Annotated in this window: 13 protein-coding genes; 8 read left to right on the top strand and 5 right to left on the bottom strand. The window is 55.2% G+C overall.

The features are described 5' to 3' along the window. Window positions 1–16 precede the first annotated feature (16 nt). Window positions 17–1654 (top strand): L-lactate permease, encoded by a 1638-nt coding sequence (locus tag VMC84_RS13415; protein WP_325381480.1) that lies wholly within the window; start codon window positions 17–19, stop codon window positions 1652–1654. Between the two features lie 304 nt (window positions 1655–1958). On the opposite strand, the gene VMC84_RS13410 is transcribed toward VMC84_RS13415, so the two are convergent. Further along, window positions 1959–2891 carry an NAD(P)/FAD-dependent oxidoreductase gene (locus VMC84_RS13410; RefSeq protein ID WP_325381478.1) on the bottom strand — a complete coding sequence of 311 codons (933 nt, stop codon included), beginning with the start codon at window positions 2889–2891 and terminating at the stop codon, window positions 1959–1961. Window positions 2892–3189: 298 nt separating this feature from the next. On the opposite strand from VMC84_RS13410, the gene VMC84_RS13405 reads away from it, so the two are divergent. The 5 genes from VMC84_RS13405 to VMC84_RS13385 all read left to right on the top strand — a co-directional run bounded on the left by VMC84_RS13405 (window position 3190) and on the right by VMC84_RS13385 (window position 10680). Further along, a complete protein-coding gene (locus VMC84_RS13405; protein WP_325381476.1) occupies window positions 3190–5775 on the top strand; it encodes a PEP/pyruvate-binding domain-containing protein in 2586 nt (861 codons plus the stop codon). Window positions 5776–6004: 229 nt separating this feature from the next. Further along, the gene (gene argB, locus VMC84_RS13400; RefSeq protein ID WP_325381474.1) at window positions 6005–6883 is read left to right on the top strand and encodes an acetylglutamate kinase; all 879 of its coding nucleotides are present in this window, start codon (window positions 6005–6007) and stop codon (window positions 6881–6883) included. 6 nt (window positions 6884–6889) lie between these two features. Continuing rightward, on the top strand, window positions 6890–7327 hold the full coding sequence (locus VMC84_RS13395) for a universal stress protein (protein WP_325381472.1): 438 nt from the start codon (window positions 6890–6892) through the stop codon (window positions 7325–7327). 10 nt (window positions 7328–7337) lie between these two features. Further along, the gene (locus VMC84_RS13390; RefSeq protein WP_325381470.1) at window positions 7338–10022 is read left to right on the top strand and encodes a calcium-translocating P-type ATPase, SERCA-type; all 2685 of its coding nucleotides are present in this window, start codon (window positions 7338–7340) and stop codon (window positions 10020–10022) included. A 64-nt stretch (window positions 10023–10086) separates the two neighbouring features. Next, complete coding sequence (locus VMC84_RS13385; protein ID WP_325381468.1) at window positions 10087–10680, top strand: nucleotidyltransferase; 594 nt, start codon at window positions 10087–10089, stop codon at window positions 10678–10680. On the opposite strand, the gene VMC84_RS13380 is transcribed toward VMC84_RS13385, so the two are convergent. Together VMC84_RS13380 and VMC84_RS13375 are read right to left on the bottom strand one after the other, a co-directional pair. Continuing rightward, window positions 10649–11392 (bottom strand): metallophosphoesterase family protein, encoded by a 744-nt coding sequence (locus tag VMC84_RS13380; RefSeq protein ID WP_325381466.1) that lies wholly within the window; start codon window positions 11390–11392, stop codon window positions 10649–10651. The two genes, VMC84_RS13385 and VMC84_RS13380, sit on opposite strands and share 32 nt — an antisense overlap. A 286-nt stretch (window positions 11393–11678) precedes the next feature. Beyond that, on the bottom strand, window positions 11679–12257 hold the full coding sequence (locus VMC84_RS13375) for a hypothetical protein (RefSeq protein ID WP_325381464.1): 579 nt from the start codon (window positions 12255–12257) through the stop codon (window positions 11679–11681). Window positions 12258–12347: 90 nt separating this feature from the next. Here VMC84_RS13375 and VMC84_RS13370 point away from each other — a divergent pair, with 90 nt between their 5' ends. After that, window positions 12348–13313: a class I SAM-dependent methyltransferase gene (locus VMC84_RS13370; RefSeq protein ID WP_325381462.1), complete on the top strand. Its 966-nt coding sequence runs from the start codon at window positions 12348–12350 to the stop codon at window positions 13311–13313. A 333-nt stretch (window positions 13314–13646) separates the two neighbouring features. Beyond that, on the top strand, window positions 13647–14024 hold the full coding sequence (locus VMC84_RS13365; protein ID WP_325381460.1) for a non-histone chromosomal MC1 family protein: 378 nt from the start codon (window positions 13647–13649) through the stop codon (window positions 14022–14024). Window positions 14025–14076: 52 nt separating this feature from the next. On the opposite strand, the gene VMC84_RS13360 is transcribed toward VMC84_RS13365, so the two are convergent. Both VMC84_RS13360 and VMC84_RS13355 read right to left on the bottom strand, forming a co-directional pair. Next, complete coding sequence (locus VMC84_RS13360; protein WP_325381458.1) at window positions 14077–14499, bottom strand: NUDIX hydrolase; 423 nt, start codon at window positions 14497–14499, stop codon at window positions 14077–14079. A 55-nt stretch (window positions 14500–14554) separates the two neighbouring features. After that, complete coding sequence (locus VMC84_RS13355) at window positions 14555–14833, bottom strand: hypothetical protein (RefSeq protein WP_325381456.1); 279 nt, start codon at window positions 14831–14833, stop codon at window positions 14555–14557. Between the last annotated feature and the right edge of the window lie 962 nt (window positions 14834–15795).

Genomic DNA, 15795 nt, shown 5'->3' with positions numbered 1-15795 from the left:
TGGGTGTGAGCAATAAATGGACCAATTAACGCAGGCATTATACTTTATATTAGCCATTATACCGATACTTGTCATATTCGCGGGCCTGGTCTTCTTTAAGAAGTCCGGGACCTTTATGGGAATCGTCGGGTGGATCGTATGTGTGATCATCGCGCTGGCCTTCTTCTGGGGGACCCCGAGCCTCGGATCGCTCGACGTTGCTTTCAAGGCCTCGATTTTCGGCGTCATATCGTCGTTCAGCATATCCCTGATGGTGCTGTTCACGATCCTGCAGGTCACGATGATGGACGTCACGGGCGCGATCAAGAGCATTACCGAGTTCATCAAGACGATCGCCGCGGAAAAGTACGAGCAGATCATGATCCTGAACGTGGGCCTCGGCTCGTTCTTAGTCTCGATCGGCGCTACGCCGGTCACGATGCTCCCGCCCATCATGATGGCCCTGGGATTCTCCCCGCTGGCTTCTATTGCATTGCCCTGTCTGGGTTACGATCCGCTCACGTCATTCTCGCTCCTTGCAGTGCCCATCACGGCCCCGGTCCAGGCCTTCGTTCCGGCGGCAGACTATAACCATTACCTCAATATACTGGCCAATAACGTGTCCCTGTTCCTGCCCATCGTCTCCACCGGCCTCTCCATAGGCATGCTGTGGATCGCCGACGGCATGGAAGGCGTTAAGAAGGGCATCGTGCCCGCGCTGGTCGCCGGCCTCACGCTGGGCCTGACCTGCATCCTATTCGTACGGTTCTTCCCGGACCTGGTCACCATAACGGGCGTCGTCGCCGGCTTGATGGCGATGGCCTCGCTGTTCCTGCTGAGAGTCGTCCAGGGCAAGCCCATCTTCAATAAGAAGACGGCGCCCCAGGGCGCTGTGGCGGCTGACGGCGGAATGACAAAAAATCTCCCCCTCTGGAGAGCAGTGCTCCCCTGGGGATTATTAGTCGTATTCTGCGTTATTATCAGCTGGCCCCCAATGCCCACGATCTTGCTGAACATCATGGGATCGGCTAACAAGATACCCATCATTGCGGACCAGGTGGTCAACCTTAAGCTGCTCAACCAGGCCTACGTCTGGGTCCTGGTCAGCACCATACTGACGGCGCCGTTCCTCATCAAGTCGAAGGATCAGGGCGTTCAGATCGTCAAGCTCTGGCTGAAGAGGGCCTGGAGCCCGACGATCGCCGCAGCCGCCTTCTTCGCCATCGCGTATATAATGGCCTGGTCGGCAAAGTCCGTCATCGGCGGCAAGCTGGTCTTCGACGCCGGCATGGACGCTTACAACATGAACATGGTCATCGGCTCGACGCTGGCCGTCTACTTAGGAGCCTCGCTGTTCCCGCTTGTGGCCCCCATCCTGGGCTTGTTCGGGGCGTTCGTCAGCGGCAGTGAGACCTCGTCGAACGTCATGTTCTATGGCATACTCAATAAATCGTCGAACATGCTTAACCTCGATTTCTGGCAGATCTTCTCGGGCCACGCGGTCTCCGGCGGTATCGCCTCGGGCATCGCCCCGGCCAAGATCGTCAACGCCTCCTCGGTCATCGACGTGAAAGGGCTGGACGGCGAAGTCATAAAGAAGTCAGCCGTGGTTAGCATAATCTTGACGGTGCTGGTGGGTATAATCCTGTTCTGCTGGGTAACGTTCTTCAGCTAACGAGATTCCTTTTTTTTATCTTTCTTGTTTTTAGATCTTAAGTTACAAAGAGCACGGAGGGCACAATTTTTCACTACAAAGGCACGATGGTAAAAAGTGCTCTTGTTCATTCCACTGTGCCTTTGTATCCTTCGTGCCCTGATCGCCAATGAACCGGCTCTGTGTACTTTGTAACTTGCTCGAATTCGCATCAGCGAAACATTTAAAAGAAAACTTTGTGGGCCTCCGTGCCATCGTGCCTTTGTGGTGAAAAATTGTGCCCGCCATATCCTTTATATCTTAAAATATTACATTAATAAAGCGACTAGCGAGGCTTCCCCTTGAATTTTCTCTTGATGAATATCGCAGCGCTCACGGCAGCACAGGCCCCTTCCCCGACGGCCTTCGATATCTGGTGCAGGCCACCGGTCACGTCGCCGGCCGCAAACACGCCCTCCACCTTCGTCGTCATGTCGGGCCTGTCCACGGCAATATTACCCTTCTTATCCAGGTCGAGTCCCAGGTCGTTCGCAAGAACAGAGTTAGGCACGCCGCCCTCGATAAAAATACCGTCGATACGTAAGGACATTTCTTCGCCGCCATTCTCCTTGAAGCGGATACGCTCGGCGAACTCGTTGCCTTCGATGGCGAGGACCTTCGCGCCGCCGATGACTTCGACGTTGCCTAAAGACTTTAACTGCTCGGAGTAGATGGGCGATTCCACGTCGGGCTTGCTGGTAAGCACCGTAACGTGCTTCGCCAGGCCGGCGAGATATATTGCCGCGCTCGCCGCCTGGTCTCCATAGCCGATCATGGCCACGGTCTTACCTTTATAGAACGAGCCGTCGCAGACGGCACAATAGGAAACGCCGCGATAAAGGTAATCCTTTTCGCCAGGTATGTTCAGCTCCCGGTGTTTCGAGCCGGTCGATACGATGACGGACTTAGCCTGGAACTCTCCCACGTCCGTTGACAATACAAAACGATCATCTCTACGAGAGATACGGCCAACGTAGTTTATAACGGTCGTGATCTTATACTTCTCAAGCCCTTTGCTGAACTTTTCGGCCAGCACGATGCCGTGAATGGAATCGAATCCCGGATAGTTCTCCACGTCGCCTGCCTTGGCGAGCTGGGAATCGAAGGGGTCGCCGAACACAATGGTCGATAGGTTCGCCCTGCCGCAGTACAGCCCCGCCGTCAGGCCCGCGGGCCCGGCCCCGATGATCGCAACGTCGTAAATCGTCTCTTCAGCCACTGCTGATTCCTCTATAAATGTTATATGAACTGTAGAGTACTCCACATTATAAATATTTATTATCCTCGAAAGTGTACGTATAATGTTATATTGGCAAAAAGAGCCCCTATTACATTCACTTTTCTATCGCCGGCAGCAGGACCACGAACTAGGCGTCCGGTGTGTGGTTGCCCTCCTCGCGGTCCTCGACTCGGGCCTTTGTAAATAAATCTTTGAGAAACCGAAATGAAGATATCGCTTTGCGTATAATAAAAGTATAGTCCAAGTGGTTTGATTGTCTCTTAATTATACATTAAATTTGACGGATCCGAACGCCACGGTGGAGACTGTCGGCGGCAAGGGTGCCAGCCTCGCCAGGCTTGCGATGGCTGGCCTGCCTGTGCCCAATGGATTTCATATTAGCACTGAGGCGTATCGCCGGTTTATGACCGATGGCGGCCTGCAAATGCAGATTCTTGCCGCCCTTTCTACCGTCGTTCCGGATCAGCCGGCAACGCTGGAAGTGGCATCCAGACAGGTGGGGGAGCTTTTTGCCCGCGGCACTATTCCCGAGGATGTCGCCGGGGCGATCCGGCAGGCGTATTCAAGGCTCGGCGATGGGGATATCGTGGTTGCAGTGCGCTCTTCAGCCACAGTCGAGGACATGCCCGGGGCCTCTTTTGCCGGCCAATTAGAAACATTTCTCAACCTGCGCGGAGAAGTGCAGGTACTGGAAGGCGTAAAGCGGTGCTGGGCGTCCTTGTGGACGCCGCGGGCGCTCGGCTACATGGCCCGGAACGGCATCGACTTCTCAAAGGTAAGCGTGGCCGTCGTCGTCCAGGAGCTCGTGCCCGCGGCAGCGGCCGGCGTCATGTTCACGATAAACCCGCTGACCGGAGCACGCAACCAGGTGGTTATCAACGCGGCATGGGGATTGGGTGAAGCGGTCGTCGGCGGCCGGGTCACGCCCGATACGATCATCGTGGATAAGGTCTTTGGAAAGGTCGTTGAACAGCAGATCAGCAGCAAAGTTGCGATGACGGTGCGCACCTCGTCCGGCACACACGAGGAACCCGTACCTGCGGTCCGGCGAGACCGTGCGGTGCTCAGCCCCGGGCAAGCTGTCAAGCTTGCCGGTATCGGCGTGCGGGTCGAAGAGCTCTACGGGGGCCCGATGGATATCGAATGGGCCCTCGACCGGGGCCGGTTTTTCCTCGTGCAGGCCCGCCCGATCACCGCCCTGCGCGGCCACAACCCGATCGAAGGCGAGTGGAACGACAGCCTGGCCGGCGATTACCTCTGGACGCGGACGAACTACGGCGAGGCCGTGCCCGACGTGATGACGCCCTGTACCTGGTCGTTCGTCCAGATCCTGATGTCCGATGCGGAGCTTTCCATCGGCCCGTACCTCGTCTACGGCAACATCGGCGGACGGCTCTACAGGAACCTGAGCATCGAGGCGTCGTTCGCCGCAGCCTTCGGGATAAACCCTAAGCGCATTCAGAGTATGACCGAAGACGCCTTCGGGCGGCTCCCGGCCGGCCTGGACATACCGATCTTCCGCGTTCCGCGCTTACGTTTGATCCGCATGGCGTTGCCCGTCATTATCGGAGATTTGCTCCGAATGCGGGCCAACCAGAAGAAGCTCCCGGAATATCTTCGGACGATGCCGGAGCGTTGCGAGAGATTGCGGTCCCGGATCCAGGCCACTTCCCGCCCGGAAGAACTGGCCGCCCTGTGGCACACGGACGTATTACCACTGTTCCACGAAGCCGGTCAGATGATCGAGGCTGCGGCTGGCCAGGGGGGAGGCGCGATCGTTGCGACACCTCATCGCCTTCAGACATTATTGGGTCAGGATGACGCGAATATCTTACTCACGGGATCAAGCCTGGAAACGGGCCCATTGGCCAGCCTGGGGCCATTGTTAAGCTTGACCCGGCTGGCCCGGGGCGAGATCGATCGCGCGACCTACGTGCGGCAATACGGTTACCGGGGCCCGCACGAGGCGGAGGTATCCGTTCCCCGGCCTGCGGAGGATCCGCAATGGATCGATCTCCAGCTCGCCGGACTGGGCCAGGCGCCGGCCGATGCGACAGCGCTGCTCGCCCGCCAGGAGGCGGCCCGCGGGGCGGCGCGGGAAAGATTGCACGAGCGATACCCGGGGAAAGAAAAATCGATCATCCGGCAGATCGACCGCTGGGTATCGATCGCCCGTGACCGGGAGGCCGCCCGTTCCGAGGCCATCCGGGGGTTCTGGGTGCTGCGCGCCTTCGTCCTGCGCGCGGGCGAGATCACGGGCCTGGGCGACGATATGTTCTTCCTGTCCATCGACGAGATACTGTCCGTCCTCAAAGGCGATCGGATATCCCTCGCGCACGTAAAGGCTCGCCGGGCCTCATACGAACGATACCACGCCTTGCCGCCTTATCCCCCGCTAATCCGAGGGCACTTCGACCCGTTCCGGTGGGCCGCCGATCCCGGGCGACCGGGCGAGTCATACGACGCTTCCGGCAGCAGCACACCGCGGGAAGCCGCCATTAAAGGCTTCCCCGGGGCCGCCGGCGTCGTCGAGGGCCGGGCCCGGCTCGTCGCCAGCTTCGAGGATGGCGACCAATTACAGGCCGGCGAGATCCTCGTCACGACCCTGACGAACGTCGGGTGGACCCCGCTATTCCCCCGGGCGGCAGCCATCGTGACCGACGTCGGCGCGCCTCTTTCGCACGCCGCCATCGTCGCCCGCGAACTGGGCATTCCGGCGGTCGTCGGTTGTGGCACTGCGACGCGACGTATCAAGACGGGCGACCGGATACGCGTGGACGGCGAGAAAGGGCTTGTGGAGCTAATCTCGACCAATGATACCGCCAAGCCGCTCATTGGCAATGAGATAAAGTCGTTGAAGTAATACAATTAATATGTGTATCAACACTAACCGGGCGCCCTTCGAATGGTCGCACTTCACCCGGTCCTCGACCCAAACGGGGCCGCCATACGTGGTCGAGCCAGGTTAATCCCAAAATAGTTATTTATTACCATATACCGTAGGAAAATGAGCCAAATTTAATCTCCGTTTAATCCCTTGGCCGGATATAAATATTTATTATCCCGGACGCATTATTCATGTCGAGGATCATATGGACCCGTCAGAATCGTTTGGTGAGATGCTACCCTGGCTAAAAAAGTACCGGGATGCGGTGATAGTCATTAAAGTTGGCGGGCATGCCATGGTGGACCCGGCCGCGAGAAGCAGCATGATCAAGGATATCGTGACGCTCAAGTACCTCGGCGCACGCCCCATCATCGTCCACGGCGGCGGCCCCGAGATCGACGCCATGATGAAGCGCATGGGTAAGACGCCGAAGTTCGTCTCCGGCCTGCGCGTAACGGACGAGGAAACGCTGGAGATCGTGCGCATGGTTCTCGTTGGCAACGTGAGCTCCGATATCGTCTCGCTCATTTCCAAGTACGGCGGCAACGGAGTCGGCATCATCGGCAGCGACGGCGACCTCATCGTCGCCAGGAGAAAGGCCCCCGAGAAGGCCGTTGTCGACGGGAAGGAGACCGAAGTGGACTATGGCTGGGTCGGAGAGACGGTGCGCATCAACCCGCAGATACTCAGCATACTCCTGGATAACGAGTACATACCGGTCATTTCGCCCATCGGATACGACGAGGATGGCAACTGCCTGAATTTGAACGCCGACACGGCGGCCGGCGACATCGCCGCGGCCATTAAAGCCCGGAGCCTGGTCTCGCTGACGGACGTGGACGGCGTCCTGATGGACCCCGCGAACAAGGATACACTGATATCGCAGCTAAACATCGCCCAGTGCTACGACCTCATCGAAAAGGGCGTCATCTCAAAAGGCATGATACCGAAGGTCCTGTCGACCATCTCTGTCGTTAAGAGTGGCATCCAGAGTGTCCATATCATCAACGGCAATATCCCACACGCCTTGCTGCAGGAGCTGCTGACCGACAAAGGCATAGGCACATGCATTACGAAGGAGTAGAAGCTTATGACATTAACGCCATACAAAAATATCCTGGTTCCCACGGACGGCTCTGATTATTCATTATATGCGGCCGAGCACGCCGTTTACCTGGCGAAAGCCCTGGGCGCAAAGCTTTACGCGCTCAACGTTGTCAACGCCCCGCTCGCCTTTCATGCCGGCATCCACTACGCAGAAAGTAAGGTCGAAATGGAACACTCCGGGAAGAAAGCGGTCACAATAATAAAAGCGCTATGCGACGAGAAAGGTGTGGAGTGCCAGGAGATGATCGTCGAGGGCGATCCCAGGGCCACCATCGTGGACGTCGCCCGTAAAGTGAACGCGGACTGCATCGTGATCGGCTCCATCGGCATGTCCGCCCTGGAGCGGGTGCTTATCGGCAGCGTATCCGACAGCGTGCTAAGACATGCGCCGTGCCCGGTGCTCATGATCCGAAAGTCGTAGGAGAGCACTAATGCATGGTATCCCATGGCATGCGCTCAAGCTCAAGGACATCTATGCCAGGCTGAAAACGGATAAAAAAGGCCTCAAGCCGGAGGAAGCGGCAAAGCGCCTGGAAAAGTACGGGCGGAACGCCCTGAAAGCCGGAAAAAAAGCCTCTGTCATCGTCATTTTTTTAAGCCAGTTCAATAATTTTTTGATCTATCTGCTCATCGCGGCCGCGACCGTCTCGTTCCTCATCGGCGAGAGGCTGGACGCCGCCATCATCGCCCTCATTGTCGTACTTAATGCAATCCTGGGGTTCGCCCAGGAATATAAGGCGGAGCAGTCCATCGAGTCGCTCAGGAGCCTCGTCGTCCAGGAGGCTTTCGTCGTGCGGGGCGGCCACCGCTTGAAGGTACCTGCTTCGGATCTCGTGCCCGGAGATATAATAGAGGTGGAGGCGGGCGAGAACGTGCCGGCGGACTGCCGTCTCATCTATGAGGCCAGCCTGAAGGTGGATGAGGCAGCACTGACTGGGGAATCGGAGCCTGCGAAAAAGAGCATAGAAGCCTTACCTGAGGATACGGCACTGGGTGACATGGATAACATGCTGTTCATGGGCACGAGCGTCCTCGACGGCCGTGGAATGGCTGTCGTTACGGCCACGGGCATGGACACCGAGATCGGCCGGATCACCAGCCTGGTGGAGTCAGGTGCCGAGCAGAGCACGCCCATGCAGGCCTCTATCGACCGGCTTGGAAGGCTTTTCGGCATCTCGGCCGTCGCCATCTGCAGCATCATACTTGCCGCAGGGCTGCTTGAAGGCCAGAAGCTATATGACATGTTCCTTATCGCTGTAAGCCTGGCCGTCGCGGCTATACCGGAAGGCCTTCCGGCGACCATCACTATCGTCCTGGCGCTCGGAGTGCAGCGTATGGCAAAGAAAAAGGCCGTGGTCCGCCGGCTGTCCGCCATAGAGACCCTGGGCTCCACCAGCGTTATCTGCACAGATAAGACGGGCACCCTGACCCAGAACGTCATCGTGGTCCGAAAGATAGCGACGGCAGGGCAGGAGTACGAAGTGACCGGCTCCGGGTATTCGCCTGACGGCGAATTTGTCAGCCGGGGAGGCACAGCAGAGCCCGCCTCAGACCGTGCATTGAAAATGCTACTGACGGCCGGTGCCCTGTGTAATAACGCTATCTACGAGCGGCTGGAGGACCAGTGGAACATCGTGGGTGATTCGACCGAGGTGGCGCTGCTGGTGGCGGCGGCGAAGGCCGGCTATAGTAAAATACTTATGGAGGACGACTGTCCCAGGATCTTCGAGGTCCCGTTCAACACGGAGACCCGTCGGATGACGACCGTGAACGCCTGTAAAGGCAAAAAGTACGTCTTCGCTAAAGGAGCGCCTGAAGTCGTACTCACATCTAGCAGCAGCATCCTCATCGGCGGCCGTGTCATGCCTGCAGACGCCGCCGGCCGTGACTATTTCATGAAGACTAACGATGATATGGCAGCCGACGGCATGCGGGTCCTCGGGCTTGCCTACAGGGAGATCGTATCAGACCCTGCTAAGATGAGCATCGGTGAACTTGAAGGAGACCTGACATTCCTGGGCCTGGCCGGCATGATGGATCCCCCGAGGCCGGAAGTGAAAGACTCAGTCGAGAAGTGCAAGTCCGCCGGTATAGACGTGGTCATGATCACGGGCGACCAGAGGCCGACCGCCGTCGCTATCGCCAGACAGCTCGGGATCTTCAGGGAGGGGGACGGTATCATTTCGGGCACCGAGCTGAGCGAGGCGAGCGAAGAAAAGCTTGACTCGGATATCGGGCGGATCAAGGTATATGCGCGGACGTCGCCGGAGCAGAAGCTGAGGATCGTCGCCGCCCTCAGGCGGCGCGGCCATGTCGTGGCCATGACAGGCGACGGCGTCAACGACGCCCCGGCGCTCAAGCAGGCCGATATCGGCGTCTCGATGGGCATCACGGGCACGGACGTCTCCAGGCAGGCGTCGGACATAGTGCTCACAGACGATAACTTTGCCACTATCGTGGCGGCTGTCGAGGAAGGGCGGAAGATCTACGATAACGTGAAGAACGTCGTCAAGTACCTCTTCGCCAGCAACATGGGAGAGGTGCTCGTCGTGCTCCTTGGTATCATGCTCGGCCTGCCTCTTCCACTCCTGGCCATCCAGATCCTCTGGGTAAACCTGGTCACGGACAGCCTGCCCGCGCTCGCCCTGAGCGTCGACCCCGTAGCCCCCGGCGTCATGAAAAGGCCGCCCAGGCCGAGGGCAGAGGGCTTATTCACCAGGCTGACGCTCTTCGATATGGCGCTGATCGGCATAGCGACCGGCGTCGGTACGCTCGGACTGTTCCATTTATACCTGCCCAGGGGCCTGGACATGGCCCGCACCGTGGCATTCACGGCTCTGGTAATATTCCAGATGTGGAATTGCCTGAACTGCCGCTCCGAGGACCGCTCGCTATTCAAGGTGGGCATATTCAGCAACCCATATATTCTGGGGGCTATCGCCGTCTCTATACTGCTGCAGTCTGCCCTGCTTTACGTGCCGTTCCTCGAAGACGTCTTCAAGACCTCTCCGCTGTCGGCATATGACTGGCTGATCATCGCCGGCGTCTCGTCTTCCACCCTGATCCTGGTCGAGGCCCGCAAATTTATATCGTCGAAACTCCGCGAGCGTCGGTAACTTATTTGGTCAGGCTTTAATATATATTGCAATATATTTTATTTATTCGCGCCGGGGCGTTTTCATGAGGAATGAATTTGTAATTTATAAGGAGACGATCGACGCAATAGAGGGGGCCGGCGTTCCCTACGTGGTGGGCGGAGGCATCGCCGTGGCAGCCTACGGGCGCACGCGGACGACCAAGGACATCGACCTATACGTGAAGCCGTATGACACAGTTCGAGCTCTCGAAGCTCTGAAGCGAGCGGGCTTCGAGGTCAATCCCATGTGCGACGTCAAGTGGCTCGCAAAGGGCTACAAGAATGGCGTGCCCGTCGACTTCATCCTGGAAAATATCGGGGGGATAGTTGTCACGGACGATACGATGAAGCGCGGGCGCTACATGTACGTATCCGGCTGCCGGATGTTCATCATGTCTCCCGAGGACCTGGTCTTCAGGAAAATGCTGGCCATGCGCAGCATGCGGGACGACTGGTACGACTGCATTGCTGTGCTTTCGAATACCTATAAGATGTTCGACTGGGAGTACTTTTTATGGCTCGCTGCGGGCTTTACAGAACGCGCGCTAGCGTTCGTATTGTTCGTGAAAACGGACTGGGACCACGTGATACCCGTGCCGGCGCAGGTTATTTCGACTCTGATGCAGCGTATGGGATAAAGGACTCCGTGTCATAGACACAATAGCGACGGTTATGGATTGGCAGGGCCACGTTCCGCACGGGCACCCCCATCAACGTCGAGCCCTTTTCCTTCCCATTATGGGAATGCCCGTGTAAGACGAGGCTGGCCTTGAATGTATCGACGGGGTCTGATAATATGGACGAGCCCAGGAAAGGTATGATCTCACAGCGCTCGCCGGTGCACGTCTCGCGGATGGGAGCGTAATGGTATGCCACGACCTTAAAGTCGGCCTTCATGCTTTTGAGGGCCCGGTTCACCTTATTTGCCTCTTTATACGTTTCGTTGATGAACATCTTCAGGATGCGCTCGCCGAACGGGGCGATTTTCGACGGGGCAAAGCCCCCGCAAAATCCCTTGGTGCCGCAGATGCCGACCGAGCGGTCCGGCGTTATGTACATGCCCCTTTCGAGCACTTTAACGCCGGCCTCCTCCAGGATATCCATGATCTCTTCCTGGTTGTTTGACTCGTGGTCGTGGTTACCGAGCACGCTGACGATAGGCACGCGGGCGTTGCCCATGGTTTCGACGAGGCCCCGGACTTCCTCGACGAGCCCCCGCATCGTCAGGTCGCCGCACAGGATGATCATGTCCACGTCGTCGCCTGCCGACTTGAATAATGCCGAGTATGTCTTCATTGAATCGGGGCCGAAATGGAGGTCAGCCATCGCGCCTATTCTGATAAATATCACTCCGGGGGCTAACACTCATTAATATGCAAACAATATTATATAAAATAGCGTCCATGTAAAAGCCTAAAAACAGCATATAATTGTGGGGGCGCAAGATCCACCGGTTTTCACGGGTGTGCGCCCGCCTGCCCGGAGGCACGACGAGTGCCCGCGCCGCTCGCGAAACTAGTTCCGTCCGCCTGCGGCACAGTCATTGCGCCCTCAATAGTGTATATAGTATATTTATATTTAATATTTATGATAATAATCCGCCGTCCGCCCGCGGCAATTTACACGTTTTTACCAGTTAATCCTGTTTCCTGTCGCCGATCCATCTGTATTTATCCTTGCCGAGGCGGACGACGAAGCCCTCTTCGATGAGGTGGTCCAGGACGCCGCGGCAGGCGTTATACCAGTAGTTGATGCGGTTCGTGATGGTCGAGCGGGTATGCGGGAATAATTCATCGAGCACCACCGGCCGGTCGATATATTCGCGGCCCCTCATAAAGTGTATTAGCTCTTCCCGGACCGCGGAGGCGTTAGCGGCGGAAACGTTCTTGATGCTCACCAGCTCGCCGAAAACGTCCTTCGGCCGGGTGGAGAGTATGGATATATGCTCAGCCCTGCCGAGCTTACCGGCGTTCAGGCTGCGCACTTCTCGGAGGTCGTGAATGTCCTCTTCGAGCTTTTTCAGCCGCTGCTTCAGCATGGCGAACTCCTCCCGGATGTAGTTGTCCTTCCCGTGCTCCATACTTTCCCGCAGAATCTGGTTTATGAAAGTGGATACCTTGAGGTCGCCCTTTTCCCGGAGCACCCAGTCGAGCACGTCGTTCGACAGGGAAATGCTGATCTTCCTGACCTTTTGCTGTGCCGGCTCCTCGTCCATGCTTATTATTATATTTATTATGCAATATATAAAAAATATCGCTTCGCAGTGACGATAACGTATAAAACGGATAATGCCGATGTAATGTGTATGCTCCTTCAAAAGACGCTGGGCCTGAAAGAGGACGCGTACCTGCTAGAAAGCAGCTTCGAAGGCCTCGATATGAACCTAAAAACGCGGGACTACCTCGATAAGCTGAGCATGCTGCCGGAAGGCTCGATCGAGGCGGCGCAGGCCATCGCGGATAAAAGCGGAGCGTTACTGGGTGTTGCCTTTAAGAATAAATTCGAAGGGGGCGATTTCTGGTTCGTCATACCATACCCGTCTTCGAAGGCGTCAAGGAATCAAACGGAAAAGCTCGTGAACGCCTTGCTTGGCAGCGGCATCGTGGCGTCGGCCCGGAAGAAAAAAGTCGATGCAGGCATGTTTAAAAAGGCGCTGCGGGAGTATCTCTCAGTTAGCCTGTCAGAAGAGGCGCTGTGTGACTGCGATAAAGGCAGGGAGCCGAAATCCTTTGCCTTTAACAAGGGCCGTAACCGGCGGCTGGGTAAGCTGATGAAAAGCCTGGCCGCGAAGAACGGCTTCGAGCTAAAGGAAATGAGCGCCCTGGAGATCTGCTGCGGCAACGGCATGTCCACGGCGGCAATAAAGCCGCTCTTTAAGGATATATTATGTATCGATAACGACAAGTGCGCCGTCTGTAACGGCATCTACCACGGCACCCTTGAGCCCGAAGACACGATGGTCGTGGACGCCACGGCCCTGACGAAGTACGTCGGCGAAAAATACGACGCCGTCGTCGGGCTCATGCTCGGCACCATCTACGAGTTCAACAAGAACATCTGGCGCATGATCTTCGAGGAAGCCGTTAAGGCCCTGAAGGATGACGGATTTTTACTCTTTACGGTGAATAAAAAGGAAGAGATGGACTTTTTATCGGCCGCTTTCGAGGAAATAGGCATACGCGGCACGGTCATCGACAACCGAAACGAAAAGGACATTTACGATGGCTGGGCTTTTTTTGCCAGAAGGGCCCGCGGGAAATTTGATGATTAAAATTGATATAATTTTATATAAACTACCGTATGGTTATATAAACCTTTCGTTTTTTTCTTTTAACATTCTACATATTGTGGCCTACACTAGCCCCCTGATTTGATGGCAATCTTATAGCATCGTTATTTTAAGAGTGTATAAAATCCACGATATTTTTACCCATTAAGGCGATTATCTACCCGTCTGGCGGTATGAAGCTTAAAAACCGAATGTAAAATATGCGGATTTAAAAAAAAATATGATAAAAAAACGGGCAAAGACCGAAAGGTTAATAAGGCATAAAATCGTTCAATTAACAAAATTATACTTGTGTATATATGGAGTGATTAAAATATGGTAGCTAAAGAAGGCAGGGAAAAGAGGAACTTTGGATTGGTAAGCGAGAAGGGCGAAGAGGTCGGCACCTTTACCGGCGCTCAGCCCAGGGATGCGGCTCTCAAGGTCGCGAACCGTGGCGTAGCCAACATCGTCCTCAGGGAGAAGGGCACTAAGAAGCTGCACTACTTCGTCGGTAAGAGAGAGCTCGTGGCTGTCCCGAAGAACGCTCCAGCCTGGATCCAGGCCGCGGCCAAGGACAACAAGGGCAAGATCTACAAGGCCAACGTCGAGAAGATCGGCACCGCCCAGCTTAAGTACGTGAAGCTGGACCGGAACGAGAAATCGCTTTTCAAGATCCCGAAGAAGGACGGCAAGAAGAAGGGCAAGAAGTAAAATTTATTCTAACGCGGGTTGGGAGAGGGCATAATACCCTGCCACCTGCTTCTTATTTTATTTTCAGAGTATCTTTTGCAATCTGAATTATTATGTGCGGTACCTGCCCGCTCTTTTCGAGGCTTTCGAGCTCTTCCAGGCTCAGCCATCGTACATCTGTCACGCCTTCTCCGGCCCGCGGCTCGCCGCATACGCTGTTGCCCTGGAAGTAAATGAGGACGACCTGCTTCTCGAACTCGGTATCGGGGTCATAGGACACGTAGGCGCCGACCAGCTTTTTTATCGTTATATCGCAGTACGTCTCCTCGAGGAACTCGCGGCGGGCGCACTGCTCCAGCGTCTCGCCGAGCTCGAGCTTGCCGCCGGGAAATATCCATTGGCCGCGCCAGTATCCGCCCATCTGCCGGACCATCAGGAACCGGCCCTCGCTATTACGGGCGATGGCACCGCAGCCTACGATATAATGGGTCGCCATGATAACTAGCTATCTTGCGATTTGGAGATAATAAAGGTTTCATTAAAGAAAAAGATCATTGTTTACCGAGTTCGCCCTGTGTCTGGCCGCCGGGCCTTGTGCCATTTGGTAATGGCGTCACGGTCGTGTTCCTGTATGTGCGGCCATTCGTCGTCTGCTCCGGCATATAGACCTGCGATGCGTTCACGATCGATGGCACAGGAGTCGGCGTGTTAGTCGGTACAAGTGTCGGCATCGGCGTGGCCGTGGCAGCCGGAGTGGGAGTCGGAGTCGGGGCTGCAGGCGAAATAACGCATCCCAGAGTCAATGTCGATGCGATTAACAATATGAGCATTAAAATGCTGGTCATTTTCATCGTCAATCACTTCGTAATACCAGTATTCAACTGCACCCAACCACTAGCCGCCCTGAAGATATATGTTTGCCGGTCTCCCTGTCAATATCCTTAAGAATGATAAACTTCACGAAGACTGTTTAACCCTCAAAGCAACGCGAAGCTGGCTCTAAGTTCTCTAAGAATTTTTAAAAATCGTTGGTGCCGCCTGGTGTAAACTTGGTGCCGCTTGTAAGCACTCTTGTTTCAACCACACCAAGTTTATACCAGGCGGCACCAATTTTATATAATCATCAAGTGGCACGGAATTTACACCAGGCAGCACCAACTTATTTTAAAATATTTGCTGTGTTGAATAAGTCAAGTTTTGTTAATTAGTAAACGATTACTAAGCTAGTTAATTTTTAAAAAAATTTGCTGTGTTGAATTACTCCCGTATTTTAAGTTTTTTAAGAGACGGAGGGCACTATTTTTCACCACAGAGGCACGAAGAGCACGGAGGCCCACAAAGTTTTCTTTTTAAATTAAGTTACAAAGTACACAAAGCCGGTTCATTGGCGATCAGGGCACGAAGGATACAAAGACACAATGGAATGAACAAGAGCACTTTTTGCCCCTGCGCCTTCATATCCTGTATCTTATAAGTTCAAAAAGCGGCTCTGTGCCCTTTGTATCTTAATTATAAAAAAGTCTTTGTGGGCCTCCGTGCACTTCGCGCCTCTGTGGTGAAAAATAGTGCCTCCGTACACTCCGAGACTTAAAAGGGCATATTCAACAAAGCATAAAAATTGAAAAAGATAATCCGAAACTATCGATAAATTTGGCTATTACGCAAACGATAAAAATAAGACTACTTGCTAAACAATGACCTATCAATATTCAACACAGCAAAATTATATAATTACCTATTTTAACGTTACTCCTGTGTAATTATGGCTAAGACCGAGCTCTTGCGATGGGGT

This window comes from Methanocella sp. (genome assembly GCF_035506375.1).
Taxonomy (GTDB): Archaea; Halobacteriota; Methanocellia; order Methanocellales; family Methanocellaceae; genus Methanocella.
This window is presented reverse-complemented; position numbering and strand designations above follow the sequence as displayed.

Bases quoted from the DNA above. Each gene is read 5' to 3' on its own strand.
- VMC84_RS13390 (WP_325381470.1), top strand. From the start codon at position 7,338: ATGCATGGTATCCCATGGCATGCGCTCAAGCTCAAGGACATCTATGCC.
- VMC84_RS13415 (WP_325381480.1), top strand. From the start codon at position 17: ATGGACCAATTAACGCAGGCATTATACTTTATATTAGCCATTATACCG.
- VMC84_RS13365 (WP_325381460.1), top strand. From the start codon at position 13,647: ATGGTAGCTAAAGAAGGCAGGGAAAAGAGGAACTTTGGATTGGTAAGC.
- VMC84_RS13375 (WP_325381464.1), bottom strand. From the start codon at position 12,257: ATGGACGAGGAGCCGGCACAGCAAAAGGTCAGGAAGATCAGCATTTCC.
- VMC84_RS13355 (WP_325381456.1), bottom strand. From the start codon at position 14,833: ATGCTCATATTGTTAATCGCATCGACATTGACTCTGGGATGCGTTATT.
- VMC84_RS13385 (WP_325381468.1), top strand. From the start codon at position 10,087: ATGAGGAATGAATTTGTAATTTATAAGGAGACGATCGACGCAATAGAG.
- argB (WP_325381474.1), top strand. From the start codon at position 6,005: ATGGACCCGTCAGAATCGTTTGGTGAGATGCTACCCTGGCTAAAAAAG.
- VMC84_RS13360 (WP_325381458.1), bottom strand. From the start codon at position 14,499: ATGGCGACCCATTATATCGTAGGCTGCGGTGCCATCGCCCGTAATAGC.
- VMC84_RS13395 (WP_325381472.1), top strand. From the start codon at position 6,890: ATGACATTAACGCCATACAAAAATATCCTGGTTCCCACGGACGGCTCT.
- VMC84_RS13370 (WP_325381462.1), top strand. From the start codon at position 12,348: ATGCTCCTTCAAAAGACGCTGGGCCTGAAAGAGGACGCGTACCTGCTA.